The sequence below is a fragment of the Xanthomonas sp. NCPPB 3005 genome (assembly GCF_041228095.2).
Taxonomy (GTDB): Bacteria; Pseudomonadota; Gammaproteobacteria; order Xanthomonadales; family Xanthomonadaceae; genus Xanthomonas_A; species Xanthomonas_A bonasiae.
Map to the genome: position 1 here is coordinate 3,375,950 of NZ_CP166096.2, position 17,975 is coordinate 3,393,924.

A 17,975-nucleotide genomic window follows, 5' to 3' on the forward strand; every position below is an offset into this window, starting at 1 on the left:
CGCCGCGCGGCTCAGCGCCGCTCGATGGTGAAACCGCCGACCGCCACGCCCAGGTCCCAGCCCTTGCCGGTGCCGGCCAGGGCCAGCGAGATATCGCCCTTGGTCATCACCTGCGCGTCGGAAGACTTGGCCGCGCCGGCATGCGCCTCGGCGGTCGCGTAGGTGCCGAACAGGTCGTTGAGGGTGTAGGCGCCGGTGAACCGGCCGCGGCCGTCGACGATCTTCGACTTGCCCACGCTCAGGCCGCCGCCCTTGGCGCTGATCTTGACCGGGATCTTGGAGCCGTTGTCGCAGGTGATGGTGCCGGTGCCGGTGGCGGTCTTGTAGAACACCGACCAGCCGGACAGATTGAAGCGCAGCTGGCAATCGATGTTGCCGGCGGCATGCGCCTGCGGCATGAAGGCGATGCCGGCGAGCAGCGCGGCGGTGGTCAACAGTTTGTTGTACATGGCGACGCTCCGTGGATGGAAAACCGGCCCGAGCGTAGCAGCGCGCCGCGCACGGCAGCGTGGTGAAACCCGCCTCCGGCACGGCGCCGTTCAGCGATCGGCGTTGGCCGCGCCCAGGGTGAAGGCGTCGGCATCGAGCATCGCCGGGAAGCGCGCGCGATGCGCGGCCAGCGCCGCCGCCGAGATCGTGGTGGTGGCCACCTGCTCGCGCTCGCGGATCTCCAGCTGCGGCTGGCCGAGGAAGTCGATCACCGCGCTGTCGCCGGCATAGTGCAGGCCGTTGCCGTCCTCGCCTACCCGGTTGACCGCGGCCACGAAGCACAGGTTCTCGATCGCGCGCGCGCGCAGCAGCGTGCGCCACGGGTAGGCGCGCGCCGACGGCCAGTTGGCGACGAAGATCTGCAGGTCGAAATCCAGCTGGCCGGGGCGCTCGACGTCGTAGCGGTTGCGGCAGAACACCGGGAAGCGCAGGTCGTAGCAGACCTGCGGATTGATCCGCCAGCCCTTCCAGTCCACGCACAGCCGCTCGCGCCCGGCGGCATAGCGCTGGTGCTCGTTGGCGTAGCGGAACAGGTGGCGCTTGTCGTAGTGCTGCAGGGCGCCGTCGGGCGTGGCCCACAGCAGGCGGTTGAACACCTTTGCGGCGCCGTCCTCGCTAGGCACGCGCAACTGCACGCTGCCGGTCACCGCCGCCCCCAGCCGCGCCGCCTGCTCGCGGATCCAGGCCACGGTCGGCCCGTCCATGCCCTCGGCCTGGTCCAGCGCCTCGTTGGAGAAACCGCTGGTGAAGGTTTCCGGCAGGATCACCAGATCGGTGGCCCCGGCCAGCGGCGCCAGCAGCTCGGCGTAGTGCGCGCGATTGCCGGCCGGATCGTGCCAGCGGGTGTCGCCTTGGATCAGGGAGATGCGCAGATCGTTCATTGCCGGGAATCGGGAAAGGAGAATAGGGAATCGGCACAGGCTAAGCGCAACAGCCGCTTTTCACCATTCCCCATTCCCGTTTCCCCGTTCCCAACGGCTTCGCGCGCCTACAGCGCGCGAAGCCGTTCGATCGCCGCATCCAGCGTCGCTTCGTTCTTGGCGAAGCACAGCCGGGCCAGGCGCTGGCCCGGCGGCGGGGTCTGGTAGAACGGCGACAGCGGGATCGCCGCCACGCCCTTCTCGATGGTCAGCCACTTCACGAACTCGGTGTCGGGCAGGTCGCTGATGGCCGAGTAATCGACCAGCTGGAAGTAGCCGCCCGGCACCGGCAATGGCTTGAGCCGGGTGCCCAGCAGCTGTTCGCGGAAGCGGTCGCGCTTGGCCTGGTAGAACGCGCCCAGTTGCTCGTCGTGCTCGGGTTCGTCGCGGATCATCGCGGCGAAGGCGTACTGGGCCGGGCCGAAGCTGGTGAAGGTGTTGTACTGGTGGACCTTGCGGAATTCGGCGCTCAGCGCCGGCGGTGCGATCGCGTAGCCGATCTTCCAGCCGGTGCAGTGGTAGGTCTTGCCGAAGCTGGAGACGACGAAGGCGCGTTCGCGCAGTTCCGGCCAGCGCAGCACCGATTCGTGGCGGCGGCCGTCGAACACGATGTGCTCGTAGACCTCGTCGGAGATCAGGAAGATGTCGCTGCCGCGCAGCAGGTCGGCCACCGCCTGCAGGTCGTCGGCGCCGAGCATCGCGCCGGACGGGTTGTGCGGGCTGTTGAGGATCAGCAGCCGCGTGCGCGGGGTGATCGCCGCGCGCACCCGCTCCCAGTCCACCGCGAAGCTTTGCGGGTCCAGCGGCACGTGCACCGCGCGCGCGCCGGCCAGGTCGATCGCCGGCTCGTAGCTGTCGTAGGCCGGATCCAGCACGATCACTTCCTCGCCCGGCCGCACCACCGCATGGATGGCGTTGAACAGCGCCTCGGTGGCGCCGCTGGTCACGGTGACCTCGGTGTCCGGATCGACCTGCGCGCCGTAGCAGCGCAGCGCCTTGCCGGCGATCGCCTGGCGCAGCACCGGCACCCCGGTCATCGGCGGATACTGGTTGTGGCCGTCGCGCATCGCCTGGGCGAGCGTGTCGATCAGCCGCGCCGGCGCGGCGAAGTCGGGAAAGCCCTGGCCCAGGTTGACCGCACCGTGCTCGGCGGCCAGTTGCGACATCACGGTGAAGATGGTGGTGCCCACCTTGGGCAGCTTGGTCTGCGGGTGCATGCGTCCGGGTACGGGAGCGGGAAAGCGTCGAGTGTACGCAAAGCCGCTTGCCGGCGATGCGTCGTCGCCGCGCAAAACAGCGTTCTTCGCGCGGCCCACTGGGCCGGCGCCGCCGTCGCCGCGGCGGCGCCCGCGCCGGGTGGCCGCATGCCGATACAATGCGCGCCTCCCGCACCCACCGCCTGCCGCCGCGCCCGTCCCGGCGCGGCATTCCGCCGATGACCGATCCGCTGCATTCCCCGCCGCCGCTGCTGGCCGCGCACGGGCTCACCTTCGCCCGCGACGACGCCGCCGTGTTCGGCCCGCTGGACTTCCATCTGGATGCGGGCGAGGCGCTGCTGGTGCAGGGCGACAACGGCGCCGGCAAGACCACCCTGCTGCGGGTGCTGGTCGGGCTGCTGCGCGCCGAGGCCGGACGCATCGAGATCGACGGCCGCCCGGTGCGCCGCGGCGACCGCGCGCGCTACATGGCCTATCTGGGCCACCTGGGCGCGCTGAAGGCGGACCTGAGCACCTTGGAGAACCTGCACTACCTGTGCGGCCTGCAGGGCCGCCGCGCCAAGCAGATGCCGGGCAGCGCGCTGGCCATCGTCGGCCTGGCCGGCTACGAGGACACCCTGGTGCGGCAGCTGTCGGCCGGACAGAAGAAGCGCCTGGCGCTGGCCCGGGTGTGGCTGTCGCCGGCGCCGCTGTGGCTGCTCGACGAGCCCTACGCCAACCTCGACCTGGACGGCATCACCCTGGTCAACCGGATGATCGCCGCGCACCTGCGCAGCGGCGGCGCGGCGCTGGTCACCACCCATGGCGCCTACGCCGCGCCGCCGGTGCGCACGCGCATGCTGAGCCTGAGCGGGGTGGCCGCATGAGCCTGGCCGCACCGGTTCCCTCGCTGTGGCAGGCCACCCGCGCGCTGTTGCTGCGCGATCTGCGCCTGCTGTGGCGGCGCCGCGGCGACGCGCTGCAGCCGGCGCTGTTCGCGTTGCTGATCGTGGCCCTGTTCGCGCTGGCGCTGGGCAACCAGCCGCGCCTGCTCGGCGAGGTCGCCGGCGCCGCGCTGTGGCTGGCGGCGCTGCTGGCCGGACTGCTGGCGCTGGACAGCCTGTTCCGCGGCGACGCCGAGGACGGCTCGCTGGAACAGTGGCTGCTGGCGCCGGTACCGCTGGCCTGGCTGGTGCTGGTGCGGGTGCTGCTGCATTGGCTGACCACCGCGCTGCCGCTGATCGTGGCCACCCCGCTGCTCGGCGAATTGCTGCACCTGCCGCATGACCGCATGCCGGTGCTGCTGGCATCGTTGGCGCTGGGTACGCCGCTGCTGAGCCTGATCGGCGCAGTCGTGGCGGCGCTAACGGTGAGCATGAAGCGCGCCGGGATCCTGGTCGCGCTGCTGGCGCTGCCGCTGTACGTGCCGGTGCTGGTGTTCGGTGCCGGCAGCGTGGCGGCCGCGGCGCAGGGCCTGGATCCCAGCGGCGGCCTGCTGCTGCTGGCGGCCGGGCTGGTGCTGGGCCTGGTGCTGGCGCCGCTGGCGGCGGCGGCGGCGATCCGCATCTCGTTGAGCTGAGCGTATTTGGCGCAGCGCCGGCGCCGCGCGGGCCGTACCATCGTGTTGTCCTGGTCCATCGTCGCACCGCTGTCGCCGCACCGTAGCAAGCCCCCCGCCCGCTAGAATCGACCGCATGTCCTCCGTCGTCCGCTGGTTCCACCAACTCGGTTCGCCCCCCGCCTTCGACCGCTTCGCCGCGCGCTGGACGCCGTGGTGCTATCTGGCCGCGCTGCTGCTGGGCGGGCTGGGGATCTGGCAGGCGCTGTTCGTGGTACCGGCCGACCGCCTGCAGAGCGACGCCTTCCGCATCCTCTACATCCACGTGCCCAGCGCGTGGATGAGCCTGTTCGTGTTCGGGCTGATGGCGCTGTACGCGGCGATCGCGCAGGTCTGGCGGATCAAGCTGTGCGAGGTGCTGGCGATGGCCTGCGCGCCGATCGGCGCCGCCTTCACCGTGATCACCCTGCTGACCGGCAGCATCTGGGGCAAGCCGATGTGGGGCGCCTGGTGGGACTGGGATCCGCGCCTGACCACCGAACTGATCCTGCTGTTCCTGTACATCGGGGTGATGGGCCTGTACCTGGCGATCGAGGACCGCCGCAACGCCGCGCGCGCGGCCGGGCTGCTGGCCATCGTCGGGGTGGTGCTGCTGCCGGTGATCCGCTATTCGGTGGTGTGGTGGAACTCGCTGCACCAGGGCCAGACCATCCGCCTGTTCGGCCAGTCGAGCATGGACCCGAGCATGCTGCCGCCGCTGTGGCTGATGGTGGCGGCGACCAAGTTCTGGTTCGCCGGCTCGCTGCTGGCGCGCGCGCGCGCCGACAACCTGCGCCGCGAGGCCGGCAAGGACTGGGTGGCGAAACTGGCGGAGGCGCGCGGATGAATTACCTGCCCTACGTGATCGGCGCCTATGCGGTGTTCGTCGGCGTGCTGCTGGCCGACTTCGTGCTGGCGCGGCTGCAGCTGCGCGGCGCCCTGCGCGCGGCGCGGCTGCGCGCGCAACGCAAGCAGCAGCCCAAGCCCGACCCCGCCACGCTGGACCTGAGCCGATGACCCCGCAACGCAAGCGCCGCCTGCTGCTGTTGATGGTGCTGGTGCTGGCCGCCGGCCTGACCACCACGCTGGTGGCGATGGCCCTGCAGCGCAATACCGCCTACCTGTACACCCCGGCCGAAGTGCTGGCCGGCAAGACCGCCGAGCACGCGCGCTTCCGCCTCGGCGGCATGGTCGAGAAAGGCTCGTTCCAGCGCGCGCCCGGCTCGTTGCTGGCGCGGTTCCGGGTCACCGACGGCGATGCGCAGCTGACCGTCAGCTACGACCGGATCCTGCCCGACCTGTTCCGCGAAGGCCAGGCGGTGGTGGCCACCGGCCGCATGCACGACGGCGTGTTCGTGGCCGAGGACGTGCTGGCCAAGCACGACGAGACCTACATGCCCAAGGAACTGGAAGACAAGATGGGCAGCGCGCATCGCAAGCACGATGTGGCGGAGGCGGCGCGGTGACTGGAGCTTTTTGCGGGACGCGGGACTTGGGACTCGGGACTCGTAACAGCAAGACCGCGCGCGGCCTGAGCGTTCGCTTTTCCGGGTCCCGCGTCCCGGATCCCGCGTCCCGGCGCACACCCCATGCTTCCTGAATTCGGCCAGATCCTGCTGATCCTGGCGCTGCTCGCCGCGCTGCTGCAGGCGGCGGTGCCGCTGGCCGGCGCGCAGCGCGGCGACGCGCGCTGGATGGCGGTGGCGCGGCCGGCCGCGTTCGCGCAGCTGGCGCTGGTCGCCGGCGCCTTCGCGGTGCTGACCCACGCGTTCCTGGTGCAGGATTTCTCGGTGGCCTACGTGGCCGAGAATTCCAACTCGCTGCTGCCGCTGATCTACCGCTATTCGGCGGTATGGGGCGCGCACGAAGGCTCGCTGCTGCTGTGGACGCTGATCCTGGCGCTGTGGACCGGCGCGGTGGCGCTGTTCTCGCGCAGCCTGCCGGCGCCGGTGGTGGCGCGGGTGATCGGCACGCTGGCATTGGTCAGCCTGGGGTTTCTGGCGTTCCTGCTGTTCACCTCCAACCCCTTCGCGCGGCTGCTGCCCGCGCCGCTGGAAGGCCGCGACCTCAATCCGCTGCTGCAGGATCCGGGCCTGGTGATCCACCCGCCGCTGCTGTACGCGGGCTACGTCGGCTTCGCGGTGCCGTTCGCGTTCGCCATCGCCGCGCTGCTCGACGGCCATGTCGATGCGCGCTGGCTGCGCTGGACGCGGCCATGGACCAACGTGGCCTGGGGCTTCCTGACCATCGGCATCGCGCTGGGCAGCTGGTGGGCATACTACGAGCTGGGCTGGGGCGGCTGGTGGTTCTGGGACCCGGTGGAGAACGCCAGCTTCATGCCGTGGCTGGCCGGCGCGGCGCTGCTGCATTCGCAGGCGGTGACCGAAAAGCGCGGCAGCTTCACCGCGTGGACGCTGCTGCTGGCGATCGCCGCGTTCTCGCTGTCGCTGCTGGGCACGTTCCTGGTGCGTTCGGGCGTGTTGACCAGCGTGCATTCGTTCGCCGCCGATCCCGGCCGCGGGCTGTTCATCCTGGTGTTCCTGAGCCTGGTCTGCGGCGGCGCGCTGCTGCTGTACGCGCTGCGCGGCGGGCGCCTCGGCGCCAGCGCCGGCGACGAACGCCAGCGCTTCGCCGCGTCCTCGCGCGAGACCCTGCTGCTGGCCAACAACCTGCTGCTGACCTGCGCCTGCGCGATGGTGCTGCTGGGCACGCTGTATCCGCTGCTGGCCGACGCGCTGGGGCTGGGCAAGCTGTCGGTCGGCCCGCCCTACTTCGGTACCCTGTTCGTGGTGCTGATGGCGCCGCTGGTGGCGCTGCTGCCGTTCGGTCCGCTGACCCGCTGGCAGCGCGAACAGCCGTCGCGGCCGCTGGCGCTGCTGGCGCCGTGGGCCGGGCTGGCGCTGCTGGCCGGCGCGATCGGCTTCTTCCTGGCGCCGCAGGGGCCGTGGAAGACCGCCGCCGGCGTGGCCGGCGCGGCCTGGGTGCTGCTCGGCACCGCGCGTTTCGTGTGGAGCCGCTTCCAGCTCAAGGGCAGCCGCTTCACCGCCGAGATGCTGGGCATGACCCTGGCGCATGCCGGCATCGCGGTGTTCCTGACCGGCGCGCTGCTGGTGGAAGCGCTGGACCAGCAACGCGAGGTGGCGCTGGCGCCGGGGCAGAGCCTGCAGATGGGCCGCTACCGCTTCGAGTTCCAGAGCCTGGACCAGATCCGCGGCCCCAACTACCTGTCCGAACGCGCGCACGTGCAGGTGCTGCGCGACGACCGCCCGCTGGCGCTGCTGCATCCGGAAAAGCGCGTCTACGCCAGCGGCGGGCAGAGCCTGAGCGAGGCCGGCATCCATCCCGGCCTGTTCGGCGACGTCTATATCGCCCTGGGCGAACCGCTGGGCGGCAACGCCTGGGCGATGCGCCTGCATGTCAAACCGTTCGTTCGCTGGATCTGGCTCGGCGCGGCGCTGATGGCGCTGGGTGGCTTCGTCACCGCCGGCGACCGGCGCTTCCGTCGTTCCCCGGAGAAATCCTGATGTCCGCTCCTGCTCCACGCCGCCTGCCGCTCGCCGCCATCGTGCTCGGCGCCCTGTTCTTCCTCGGCCTGCTGGCGCTGATGTTCTACGCGGTGCAACGTTCCGGGGTGGCCGATCGCGATGCGCTGCCGTCGGCGCTGATCGGCAAGCCGGCCCCGGCGTTCGACCTGCCGGTGCTGCACGACGCCTCGATCCGCGTGCGCAGCGCCGAACTGCGCGGCGCGCCGTACGTGCTCAACGTGTGGGGCAGCTGGTGCGCCACCTGCCGCGAGGAGCACCCGGTACTGACCCGCTTCGCGCTGACCAAGCGCGTGCGGGTGATCGGCTACGACTGGAAGGACACCCGGCAGGACGCACTGCACTGGCTGGAGCAATTGGGCAATCCGTTCTTCGTAGTGCTGTTCGATCCGGACGGGCGCACCGCGATCGACTGGGGCGTGGCCGCGGCGCCGGAGACTTTCCTGGTCGATGCGCGCGGCGTGGTGCGCTGGAAGCATTCCGGCGCATTGACCGACCAGATCGTGCAGGACGAACTGCTGCCGGCGCTGTTGCAGGCCGAACGCGACGCGCCGACCGCCAAGCAGGGCCGGGCCGCACCGTGACGCGCCGTTGGCTCGCGCTGCTGCTGGTGCTGCTGGCCTGCGCCGGGCATGCCGGCGCGCAGCCGGTGGCCGACCCGACCCCGCTGGCGTACCGCTCGGCGGCCGAGGAAGCGCGCTTCCATGCGCTGACCGCCGAACTGCGCTGCGTGCAGTGCCAGAACCAGTCGCTGGCCGATTCGCATGCGCAGATCGCGCTGGACCTGCGCCGCGAAGTGCTGCAACTGATGCAGCAGGGACGTTCGGACGCGGAGATCAAGCGCTTCCTGGTCGATCGCTACGGCGAGTTCGTGCTGTACCGGCCGCAGGTGGAAGCGCGCACCTGGCTGCTGTGGTTCGGGCCGTTGCTGCTGCTCGGCGCCGGTGCGCTGCTCGTGGTCTGGGTGGTGCGCCGCCGCGCGCCGGCCGGCGCTGCGCCGCCGGCGCAGGAGGAACAGGAATGGTGAGGCGATGCTGAGCTGGGGCATGCATGCCGCCGCGGCGGTGCTGGCCGCGCTTGTGTTCGGCGCGGTGCTGTGGCCGTTGCGGCGCGGCCGCGGCGGCACGCCGCTGCTCGCCGTTGCGGTGCTGGCGCTGGGCGTGGCCGCCGCCGCGCTGTATGCGCTGGTCGGCACGCCGCGCGCGCTGCAGGCGCAGAACCGCGAAGCGCCGCGCAATCTGGAAGACGGCGTGGCGCAGTTGCAGGCGGCGCTGGCCAAGGATCCAGGTCGCGCCGAAGGCTGGGCGCTGCTGGCGCGCTCGCAGATGTCGCTGGGCCGCCCCAACGAGGCCGCCGCCGCGTTCGCACGCGCAGTGCAGCTGGCGCCGGACGAAGCGCAATGGCTGGTGCAGGCGGCCGAGGCGCGCGCGCTGGCCACGCCGCAGCGCCAGTTCGATGCGCAAGGCGTCGCTTGGCTGCAACATGCCTTGCAGGTCGAACCGAACAACGAGCGCGCGGCCTGGTTCCTGGGCATCGCGCAGCGCCAGCGCGGCCAGCATGCCGAGGCCGCCGCGACCTGGGAAGCACTGCTGCCGCGCGTGGATGCCGCTACCGCCGCCGCGCTGCGCCCGCAGATCGACGCGGCGCGTGCCGATGCCGGGTTGCCGGCGCTGCCGGCCGCCGCGCCAGCCGCAACGGCGACGGCCGCGGCAAGCGCAACGGCCGCGCCGAACCCCGCCGCCTCGTCTGCATCCACCGCCGCCGGCACGCTCACCGTTGCGGTGTCGCTGGACCCGGACTTCGCCGCACAGGTGCGCCTGCGCGGCGACGCCAGTGTGTTCGTGATCGCGCGCGTGCCCGGCGGCCCGCCGATGCCGGTCGCGGTGCAGAAGCATGCACTGCAGTCGCTGCCGCTGCGCGTGACCCTGAGCGACAGCGACAGCCCGATGCCGACGCAAAAGCTGTCGCAGCTCAAGCAAGTGCAGGTGCTGGCGCGGCTCTCGAACAGCGGCAACGCGATGCGCCAGGAAGGCGACCTGGAATCGGCGCCGGTGACGGTGACGCTGCCGACGGCGACACCGGTGGAGTTGGTGATCGGGACGCCATGACGCGGCGCGCCCGGGTTCTCCTGTAGGAGCGGCTTCAGCCGCGACACCGGCGCGAGGAACATGTCGGTTGCGGAAAATGCCTGTCGCGGCTGAAGCCGCTCCTACAGGGGCGCCGCTCGTTGCTGACTTCGTCTACGCGTCTCCTTCGCCGGGCACGCGCACGCACGCCGCGTCCGCCGCGGCACGGCTAGAATCGGCGCATGACCGAATTCATTCCTGCCGGCAGCCGCTTCCTCGCCCTGCCCTCGCCGTTCCCGATGAAGCGCGGCGGCCAGCTGCGCGATGCGCGCGTCGCCTACGAGACCTGGGGCACGCTGGCGGCGGACCGCAGCAACGCGATCCTGATCGTCACCGGCCTGTCGCCCGACGCGCATGCCGCCGCGCATGCCGACGATCCCAGCCCCGGCTGGTGGGAAGCGATGCTCGGCGCCGGCAAGCCGATCGATACGCAGCGCTGGTTCGTGATCTGCGTGAATTCGCTGGGCAGCTGCAAGGGCTCGACCGGCCCGGCCTCGCCGGCTCCTGACGACGCGCAGCCGTATCGCCTGCGCTTCCCGGAACTGTCGATCGAGGACGTCGCCGATGCCGCCGCGCACGTGGTGCGCGCGCTGGGCATCGACCGGCTGGCATGCCTGATCGGCAACTCGATGGGCGGCATGACCGCGCTGGCGCTGCTGCGCCGCCACCCCGGGCTGGCGCGCAGCCACATCAACATCTCCGGCAGCGCGCAGGCCTTGCCGTTCTCGATCGCGATCCGCTCGCTGCAGCGCGAGGCGATCCGCCTGGATCCGAACTGGAACGGCGGCGACTACGACGAGGCCACCTATCCCGAATCGGGCATGCGCATGGCGCGCAAGCTGGGCGTCATCACCTACCGTTCGGCGCTGGAATGGGATGGCCGCTTCGGCCGCGTGCGGCTGGATTCGGACCAGGCCGACGACGATCCGTTCGGCCTGGAATTCCAGGTCGAAAGCTACCTGGAAGGCCATGCGCGGCGCTTCGTGCGCCGCTTCGATCCGAACTGCTACCTGTACCTGAGCCGCTCGATGGACTGGTTCGACCTGGCCGAATACGCCGGCGGCGACGTGCTGGCCGGACTGGCGACGATCCGCGTCGAACGCGCGCTGGCGATCGGCGCCAACACCGACATCCTGTTCCCGGTGCAGCAACAGCAGCAGATCGCCGACGGCCTGCGCGCCGGCGGCGCCGACGCGCAGTTCCTGGGCCTGGACTCGCCGCAGGGACACGATGCGTTCCTGGTCGATTTCGCGCGTTTCGGGCCTGCGGTGAAGGGGTTCCTAGACGCGTTGTAGGCGGTCGCGGCGCGCTGCGTCGTTGCGCGCAGGCGGATGCGTCACCGCTGCGTTCGTCGCGACTGAAGTCGCTCCCACAGGAAGACTGCTGGACGCGCGGGAGCCGGATGCTTTTGCGAGAGCGCTTCAGTCCGACATGCAGGCGCTGCATGCCGCCCTTGTGGGAGGGACTTCAGTCCCGGCTGCATCCACCCTCAGCGCATGCGCCGCTCCGATCATCGTCGGCGCTGCCCGCGATGCTACGGCTCGGCCTGCAACCGCCCCTGCTGCAAGCGGTAGCGCGTATGCACCACGCCCTCCGGCAGCGCGTCGTGGCTGATCAGCAGCAGGCTGCGCTGGCCGAGCGCGGTGGTCAGGTCGCGCAGCAAGGCCTGCGCGGTGTCCACGTCCAGGCCTTCGGTGGGTTCGTCCAGCACCAGCAGCGGCGCGTTGCGCAGCAGCGCGCGGGCCAGGGCCAGGCGCCGCGCCTGGCCGGCGGACATGGTCGCGCCGTTCTCGCCCAGCCAGGCATCCAGGCCGCCGACTTCGTGCAGCCAGGCGTCCAGGCGCACGTCGGCGAGCGCGCGCTGCAAGGTGGCGTCGTCGGCATCGATCGCGCCCAGGCGCAGGTTGTCGCGCACGCTGCCGGCGAACACCGGCGCGCCCTGCGGCAACCAGGCGATGCGCTGGTGCCATTGCGCCTGGGCCAGCTCGCGCAGGTCCACGCCGGCATAGCGGACGCGGCCCTGTTGCGGATCCCACAGCCGCAGCAGCAGCGCCGACAAGGTGGTCTTGCCGCTGCCGCTGTCGCCGCAGATGGCGACGCGCTCGCCCGGGGCGATGCGCAGGTCGATGCCGTCGAGCACGTGCCGGGTCTCGCCGGGCCAGGCGAAGACCACGGCGTCGAACTGCACGTCGCCGACATCGGGCAGCGGTTGCGGCTGTGCGGCGTCGGCCACCGGCGCGCTCTGGCCGGCGATGGCCTGCAGCCGCCGCGCGGCGACGCGTCCGGACTGCAGCGCCTGCCAGGCCAGGCCGGCACCGGCCCAGACCTCGAGCAGGGCCACGGTCAGGAAGATCAGTCCGGCCGCCTGCTCGGCGCCGATCAGCGCGGCACGCGCCGCGCCCAGCGCCAACCACAGCATCGCCAGCAAGCCCAGCGCCGCGCACAGCGCGTGCAGCGCATTGCCTCCGATCAGGCGCTGCCGCTGCCGGCGGTCCTGCGCGCGCAGCTCGTGCGCGCTGGCGTCCACGCGCGCGATCCAGTCGGCCTGCGCGTCCAGCGCGGCCAGGTCGGCGGCGCCTTCCAGGCCTTCGTAGGCCAGCGTGCGCAGCGTCTCGCGCTGCTGCGCGCGGCGCTGCTCGCGGATGCGGCCGCCGCGCGCGACCACCCACGGCACGCCGGCGCCGATCGCCAGCGCCAGCACTGCCAGCACCAGCGCCGCCGGCCAGTAGATCGCGGCTGCCGCGGCCACGCCGGCCACGCCGATGCCGAGCAAGGCGACCAGCGGCCCCAAGGCGCGTACCACCAGCCCGTCGACCTCGCCGATATCGGACATCAGGCGCGCCAGCAGTTCGCCGGTGCGGCTGGCGCCGAGCCTGGCCGGCGCCAGCGGCAACGCACGGCGGAAGAACCACACGCGCAGGTCGCGGGCGATGCGCAAGGTGGCGTCGTGGCCGACCAGCTTTTCGCCGTAGCGCGAGGCGATGCGGGCGAAGGTCAGCGCGCGGATGCCGGCCGAGGGCGAGAAGAAGTTGAAGCCGCTGCCCATGCCGGCCACGCCGGCCAGCGCCGCGGCGGTCAGGAAGCCGCCGGACAGGCCGAGCAGGCCGACCCCGGCCAGCATCGTGCACAACAGCAGCAGCGCGGTTAGCAGCAGGCGGCCGAGATGGCGGCCGAACACGCTGCGCAGGTCGTCGTCGCGCACGGGGCCCGTCATGGCGCGGCTCCGATCGCGTCGCCCACCGCCACCCGCGCCGGCAGCCGCAGCACGCTGTCGGCCCAGCGCATCGCCGCCTCGCTGTGGGTGGCGACGATCACACTGCGGCCGTGGCTGAAGGCGGCCAGGGTGCGCAGCAGTTCGGCCTCGGTGTCCGGATCGAGGAAGGCGGTGGGTTCGTCGAGCAGCCACAGTTCCGGATCGCGCAGCAGCAACCGCGCCAGGCCGATGCGCCGCGCCTCGCCGCCGGACAGGCCGAAGCCGCGTTCGCCGATCACGGTCTCCAGGCCCAGCGGCAGGCGTGCGGCGAAACGCATGACCTGCGCCGCCTCGGCCGCCGACTGCAGTTGCGCGGCGCTGGCCTGCGGAGCGGCCAGGCGCAGGTTGTCGGCGATGCTGCCGTGGAACAGGTACGGGCGCTGCCCGGCGTAGCCGACGCGCAATCCGCGCCGCAGTTGCAGGCTGCCGGCGCGCGGCGGCAGCCAGCCGGCCAGCGCTTCGAGCAGCGTGCTCTTGCCGCTGCCGCTGGGTCCGACCAGAGCCAGGCGTTGGCCGGGCTGCAGACTGAAGGACAGATCCTGCAACGCATCGCAGCGTGCGCCTTGTGGGCGCAGCGTCAGGCGCTCGGCGTGCAACAGCGGCTGCGCTGGCGCTGCCGGCGTCGCCAGCGCCATGGGCACTGCGGGGACTGAAGGCTTTTCAGGCACTGCGAGCGTTTCGGGCACCGCAGACGTTGGCGGTGCTGCAGGCGACGGCACTGCGGATTCATCAGGCGCCGCCGGCATTGCGGGCGCAGGTGGCACAGACAACGGCGGCGCCACCGATGCGAGCGCCGGCGCGGCAACCGTCGGCGACGACACAGACGGCGCCAGCGCTACCGGCGCATCCGGCAACTCGCCAAGCAGGCGCTCCACCTCGGCCGCCGCGGCCAGCGCGTTGGCGCGGTCGTGGTAGTGCGCGGCCAGGCGCCGCAGCGGCGCGTAGAACTCCGGCGCCAGCAGCAGGCAGAACACGCCCACGCCCAGGGTCGGCACCGCCGCGTGCAGCGCGATCATGCCCAGGTAGCTCAGGCCCAGGTACATCGCCACCATCGCCACGCTGACCGAGGCGAAGAACTCGAGCACGGTCGAGGACAGGAAGGCGATGCGCAACACTTTCAAGGTGCGCTCGCGCACGCCCTCGGCGGCGGCGGCGATGCCGCGCAGTTCGTCCTCGCCGCGGCCGTACAGGCGCAGCAGGCCCAGGCCCTTGAGCCGGTCGGCGAAATGCCCGCCCATCCGCGCCAGCTCGCGCAGCTGGCGGCGCCCGGCCGCTTCGGCGCCCCAGCCGACCAGCATCATGAAGATCGGCACCAGCGGCGCGGTGAACAGCAGCAGCAGGCCCACCACCCAGTCGCTCCAGCCGACCGCGAGCAGGATCAGCAGCGGCACCACGCTCACTTCCAGCCGCGCCGGCTGGTAGCCGGCGTAGTAGCCGTCCAGCGCGTCGCCGTGCGCCAGCAGCAATTCGCCCAGCTCGCCGTTACGCTGGCCGCGCAGCCACAGCGGGCCGCGCTGCAGCAGGCGCCGGTACACGCGCCGGCGCAGTTCGAACTTCGCCGCATCGGCGACCTCGCCGGCGGCGCGCTGCGCGCAGGCGCCGAGCAGCGCACGCACGGCCAGCACCAGCGCCAGGACGGCGAACGCGGGCAGCGCCTGCTGCAGCGCGCGATGCTCCACCAGCAAGGCCTGCAGCAACCAGGCGATGGCGCCGGCCTGCACGATCAGCAGCGCCCCGGACAGGCTGATCGCGGTCGCGGCCAGCCGTTGCCGCCCACGCGCCGCGCCGGCCAGCGACGCCAGCCAGCGCACGCGTTGCCGCCGCAGGTGCGGCGACTCGGCAGGCGGTGCGGCAGGCGACTCGGCGGGATCGGTCAAAACGGACTCTGCGCGGCGAACAGGCCGCCATTGTAAGGCGGCATCCCGGTCGGGACCGCCGCGTGCCGCCACGATGCCGATCGCGGCCGGCGAGGACATTGATCTGGATCAAGGCTTCGCGCGCGGCGGAAGCGGAACATCGCTCTCAACCTACCGCCACTCGGCCACCCAGATGCACATTTCCCACGAGGTAGCACAGCCATGATCGACACCACTGTCGTAGAGCTGTCGCGGCTGCAATTCGCCATGACCGCCATGTACCACTTCCTGTTCGTTCCGCTCACCCTCGGCCTGTCCTTCATGATCGCGATCATGGAGAGCGTGTTCGTCATGACCCGCAAGGAGGTCTGGCGGCGCATGGCGCTGTTCTGGGGCGTCCTGTTCGGCATCAACTTCGCGATGGGCGTGGCCACCGGCATCGTCATGGAGTTCCAGTTCGGCATGAACTGGTCCTACTACAGCCACTACGTCGGCGACATCTTCGGCGCGCCGCTGGCGATCGAAGGGCTGATGGCGTTCTTCCTGGAAGCCACCTTCATCGGCCTGTTCTTCTTCGGCTGGAACAAGCTGTCGCCGGTCAAGCACCTGATGGTGACCTGGCTGATGGCGCTGGGCACCAACCTGTCGGCGGTGTGGATCCTGATCGCCAACGGCTGGATGCAGAACCCGACCGGTGCGGTGTTCAACCCGGACACGATGCGCATGGAAGTGGTCGATTTCATGGCGGTGGTGTTCAACCCGGTGGCGCAGGCCAAGTTCGTGCACACGGTCAGCGCCGGCTACGTGACCGGCGCGGTGTTCGTGATGTCGATCAGCGCGCTGTTCCTGCTGCGCGGCACGCACCGCGACATCGCGCGGCGCTCGTTCGCGGTGGCCGCCGCGTTCGGCCTGGCGTCCTCGCTGTCGGTGGTGGTGCTCGGCGACGAGAGCGGCTACGCCGCCAACGAACACCAGAAGATGAAGCTGGCCGCGATCGAAGCGATGTGGGAGACCGAGCAGGCCCCGGCCGACTTCACCGCCTTCGGCATCCCCAACCAGACCACCGGCAAGAACGACTACGCGATCAAGGTGCCGTACCTGATGGGCCTGATCGCCACACGCTCGCTGAACACGCCGGTCCCCGGCATCCTGGAACTGGTCGGCCGCGCCGAACACCGCATCCGCGGCGGCCAGATCGCCTACGGCGCGCTGGAACGGCTCAAGGCCGACCGCAACGACGTGCAGGCGCGCGAGGTGTTCGACCGCCACTGGCAGGACCTGGGCCACGGCCTGCTGCTCAAGCGTTACCGCGACGACATCCTCAATGCCACGCCGGAGGAGATCTCCAAGGCCGCGCTCGACACCGTGCCGCGCGTGCTGCCGCTGTTCTGGACGTTCCGGGTCATGGCCGGCCTGGGCTTCTACCTGATCGCCTTCTTCATCGCCGCGATGTGGTTCTCGTGCAAGCACAACTTCGAGGACAAGCGCTGGTTCCTGAAGCTGGCGCTGTGGACCCTGCCGGCGCCGTGGATCGCGATCGAATGCGGCTGGTTCGTCGCCGAGTACGGCCGCCAGCCGTGGGCGGTGGAAGGCGTGCTGCCGACCTTCTACGCCGCCTCCGGCCTGGCCCTGCACGAGATCCTGATCACCCTGGCCGGCTTCGTGGCGATCTACACCGTGCTGCTGGTCATCGAGATCAAGCTGATGCTCAAGGCGATCCGCAAGGGCCCGGACAATCTGCCCGCGCTGCTGCAGCCGACCCCGCGCCCCGCTACCCCGCTCGCCGCGTCCGCGGCCGCCGGTCAACTCTGATCCCGGCAGGAGAATGACGATGGACTTCATTGCATTGGACTACACCACGCTGCGCGTGATCTGGTGGCTGCTGCTCGGCATCCTGCTGATCGGTTTCGCGGTGATGGACGGTTTCGACCTGGGCGTCGGCGCGCTGCTGCCGTTCGTGGCGAAGAACGACGCCGAACGCCGGCTGGTGGTCAACACCATCGGCCCGGTCTGGGAAGGCAACCAGGTCTGGCTGGTGCTCGGCGGCGGCGCGATCTTCGCCGCCTGGCCGCCGCTGTACGCGGTCAGCTTCTCCGGCTTCTACCTGGCCATGTTCGTGATCCTGTTCGCGCTGATCCTGCGCCCGGTCGGGTTCAAGTTCCGCGGCAAGCTGCCCAGCCAGCGCTGGCGCAACGGCTGGGACTGGGCGCTGTTCATCGGCGGCTTCATCCCGGCGCTGATCATGGGCGTGGCGGTGGGCAACGTGGTGCTGGGCGTGCCGTTCCACTTCGACGACACGCTGCGGGTGTTCTACACCGGCAGCTTCTTCGGCCTGCTGATGCCGTTCGCGCTGCTCGCCGGCCTGCTCAGCGTGAGCATGCTGATGGCGCACGGCGCGGCGATGCTGGTGCTGAAGACCGATGGCCCGGTGGCCGAGCGCGCGGCCCGCTACGGCAGCGTGGCGGCACTGGTCGCCTGCGCGCTGTTCGCCGCTGGCGGCGCCTGGGTCGCAATGGGCCTGCCCGGCTATGCGGTGACCTCGCAGGTGGTCACCGACGGCGCCACCAATCCGCTGCTGAAGACCGCGGTGCTCGGCGAGGTCGGCGGCTGGATGCACAACTACCAGTCGATGCCGCTGACCGCACTGGCGCCGGTGGCCGGCCTGCTCGGCCTGCTGCTGAGCGCGGTGCTGCTGCGCAAGCGGCGCGGCGGCCTGGCCTTCATCGCCTCCGGCGCGGCCATCGCCGGCATCATCCTCACCGTCGGCTTTGCGATCTTCCCGTTCCTGCTGCCCTCCTCCAGCCAGCCCGGCTCCAGCCTGACCGTGTGGGACGCCTCGAGCAGCCACCTGACCCTGTGGATCATGCTGCTGGCCACCGCGCTGTTCCTGCCGATCATCATCGGCTACACCACCTGGGTGTACCGGGTGCTGAAGGGCAAGGTCAGCGCCGCGTCGATGGACGACAACCCCAACGCGTACTGAGCGCGTTCAACCC

General features: G+C 71.2%; 17 protein-coding genes. 12 read left to right on the top strand and 5 right to left on the bottom strand.

All coding sequences use genetic code 11. The annotated features are described in order from the left end of the window. Positions 1-11 precede the first annotated feature (11 nt). The 3 genes from AB8810_RS14640 to AB8810_RS14650 form a co-directional block, all read right to left on the bottom strand. Positions 12-449 (bottom strand): hypothetical protein, encoded by a 438-nt coding sequence (locus AB8810_RS14640; RefSeq protein ID WP_179563979.1) that lies wholly within the window; start codon positions 447-449, stop codon positions 12-14. A 90-nt stretch (positions 450-539) separates the two neighbouring features. Next, positions 540-1,370 carry an amidohydrolase gene (locus tag AB8810_RS14645; RefSeq protein ID WP_369914040.1) on the bottom strand — a complete coding sequence of 277 codons (831 nt, stop codon included), beginning with the start codon at positions 1,368-1,370 and terminating at the stop codon, positions 540-542. 107 nt (positions 1,371-1,477) lie between these two features. Then, positions 1,478-2,626, bottom strand: coding sequence for a pyridoxal phosphate-dependent aminotransferase (locus AB8810_RS14650; RefSeq protein ID WP_369914041.1), 1,149 nt, complete (start codon positions 2,624-2,626; stop codon positions 1,478-1,480). A gap of 218 nt (positions 2,627-2,844) precedes the next feature. Here AB8810_RS14650 and ccmA point away from each other — a divergent pair, with 218 nt between their 5' ends. The 10 genes from ccmA to AB8810_RS14700 all read left to right on the top strand — a co-directional run bounded on the left by ccmA (position 2,845) and on the right by AB8810_RS14700 (position 11,165). Next, positions 2,845-3,492: a heme ABC exporter ATP-binding protein CcmA gene (gene ccmA, locus AB8810_RS14655; protein WP_047324868.1), complete on the top strand. Its 648-nt coding sequence runs from the start codon at positions 2,845-2,847 to the stop codon at positions 3,490-3,492. After that, a complete protein-coding gene (gene ccmB, locus AB8810_RS14660; RefSeq protein WP_179563973.1) occupies positions 3,489-4,184 on the top strand; it encodes a heme exporter protein CcmB in 696 nt (231 codons plus the stop codon). Before ccmA ends, ccmB begins: the two co-directional genes overlap by 4 nt. A 115-nt stretch (positions 4,185-4,299) precedes the next feature. Further along, positions 4,300-5,049 carry a heme ABC transporter permease CcmC gene (gene ccmC / locus AB8810_RS14665; RefSeq protein ID WP_179563971.1) on the top strand — a complete coding sequence of 250 codons (750 nt, stop codon included), beginning with the start codon at positions 4,300-4,302 and terminating at the stop codon, positions 5,047-5,049. Next, positions 5,046-5,219: a heme exporter protein CcmD gene (locus AB8810_RS14670; RefSeq protein ID WP_003474125.1), complete on the top strand. Its 174-nt coding sequence runs from the start codon at positions 5,046-5,048 to the stop codon at positions 5,217-5,219. Before ccmC ends, AB8810_RS14670 begins: the two co-directional genes overlap by 4 nt. Continuing rightward, positions 5,216-5,668: a cytochrome c maturation protein CcmE gene (gene ccmE / locus AB8810_RS14675; RefSeq protein WP_191824611.1), complete on the top strand. Its 453-nt coding sequence runs from the start codon at positions 5,216-5,218 to the stop codon at positions 5,666-5,668. Before AB8810_RS14670 ends, ccmE begins: the two co-directional genes overlap by 4 nt. A gap of 123 nt (positions 5,669-5,791) precedes the next feature. Beyond that, positions 5,792-7,726 (top strand): heme lyase CcmF/NrfE family subunit, encoded by a 1,935-nt coding sequence (locus tag AB8810_RS14680; protein ID WP_369914042.1) that lies wholly within the window; start codon positions 5,792-5,794, stop codon positions 7,724-7,726. After that, entirely contained in the window at positions 7,726-8,328 is a 603-nt protein-coding gene (locus tag AB8810_RS14685) for a DsbE family thiol:disulfide interchange protein (RefSeq protein WP_369914043.1), read from the top strand. The genes AB8810_RS14680 and AB8810_RS14685 overlap by 1 nt, the downstream gene beginning before the upstream one ends. Next, entirely contained in the window at positions 8,325-8,771 is a 447-nt protein-coding gene (locus AB8810_RS14690) for a cytochrome c-type biogenesis protein (protein WP_191824613.1), read from the top strand. The genes AB8810_RS14685 and AB8810_RS14690 overlap by 4 nt, the downstream gene beginning before the upstream one ends. A 4-nt stretch (positions 8,772-8,775) precedes the next feature. Continuing rightward, the gene (locus AB8810_RS14695; RefSeq protein WP_369914044.1) at positions 8,776-9,852 is read left to right on the top strand and encodes a tetratricopeptide repeat protein; all 1,077 of its coding nucleotides are present in this window, start codon (positions 8,776-8,778) and stop codon (positions 9,850-9,852) included. Positions 9,853-10,052: 200 nt separating this feature from the next. Then, positions 10,053-11,165: a homoserine O-acetyltransferase gene (locus tag AB8810_RS14700; protein ID WP_369914045.1), complete on the top strand. Its 1,113-nt coding sequence runs from the start codon at positions 10,053-10,055 to the stop codon at positions 11,163-11,165. Between the two features lie 239 nt (positions 11,166-11,404). Here the strand turns inward: AB8810_RS14700 and cydC are convergent, their stop codons facing one another. Together cydC and AB8810_RS14710 are read right to left on the bottom strand one after the other, a co-directional pair. Beyond that, complete coding sequence (gene cydC, locus AB8810_RS14705) at positions 11,405-13,084, bottom strand: thiol reductant ABC exporter subunit CydC (RefSeq protein WP_369914046.1); 1,680 nt, start codon at positions 13,082-13,084, stop codon at positions 11,405-11,407. After that, entirely contained in the window at positions 13,081-15,000 is a 1,920-nt protein-coding gene (locus AB8810_RS14710) for an ATP-binding cassette domain-containing protein (RefSeq protein WP_369914047.1), read from the bottom strand. Before AB8810_RS14710 ends, cydC begins: the two co-directional genes overlap by 4 nt. A 201-nt stretch (positions 15,001-15,201) precedes the next feature. On the opposite strand from AB8810_RS14710, the gene AB8810_RS14715 reads away from it, so the two are divergent. Further along, entirely contained in the window at positions 15,202-16,791 is a 1,590-nt protein-coding gene (locus AB8810_RS14715) for a cytochrome ubiquinol oxidase subunit I (RefSeq protein WP_369914048.1), read from the top strand. A 19-nt stretch (positions 16,792-16,810) separates the two neighbouring features. Continuing rightward, positions 16,811-17,962, top strand: coding sequence for a cytochrome d ubiquinol oxidase subunit II (cydB, locus tag AB8810_RS14720; RefSeq protein ID WP_369914049.1), 1,152 nt, complete (start codon positions 16,811-16,813; stop codon positions 17,960-17,962). Positions 17,963-17,975: the final 13 nt, after the last annotated feature.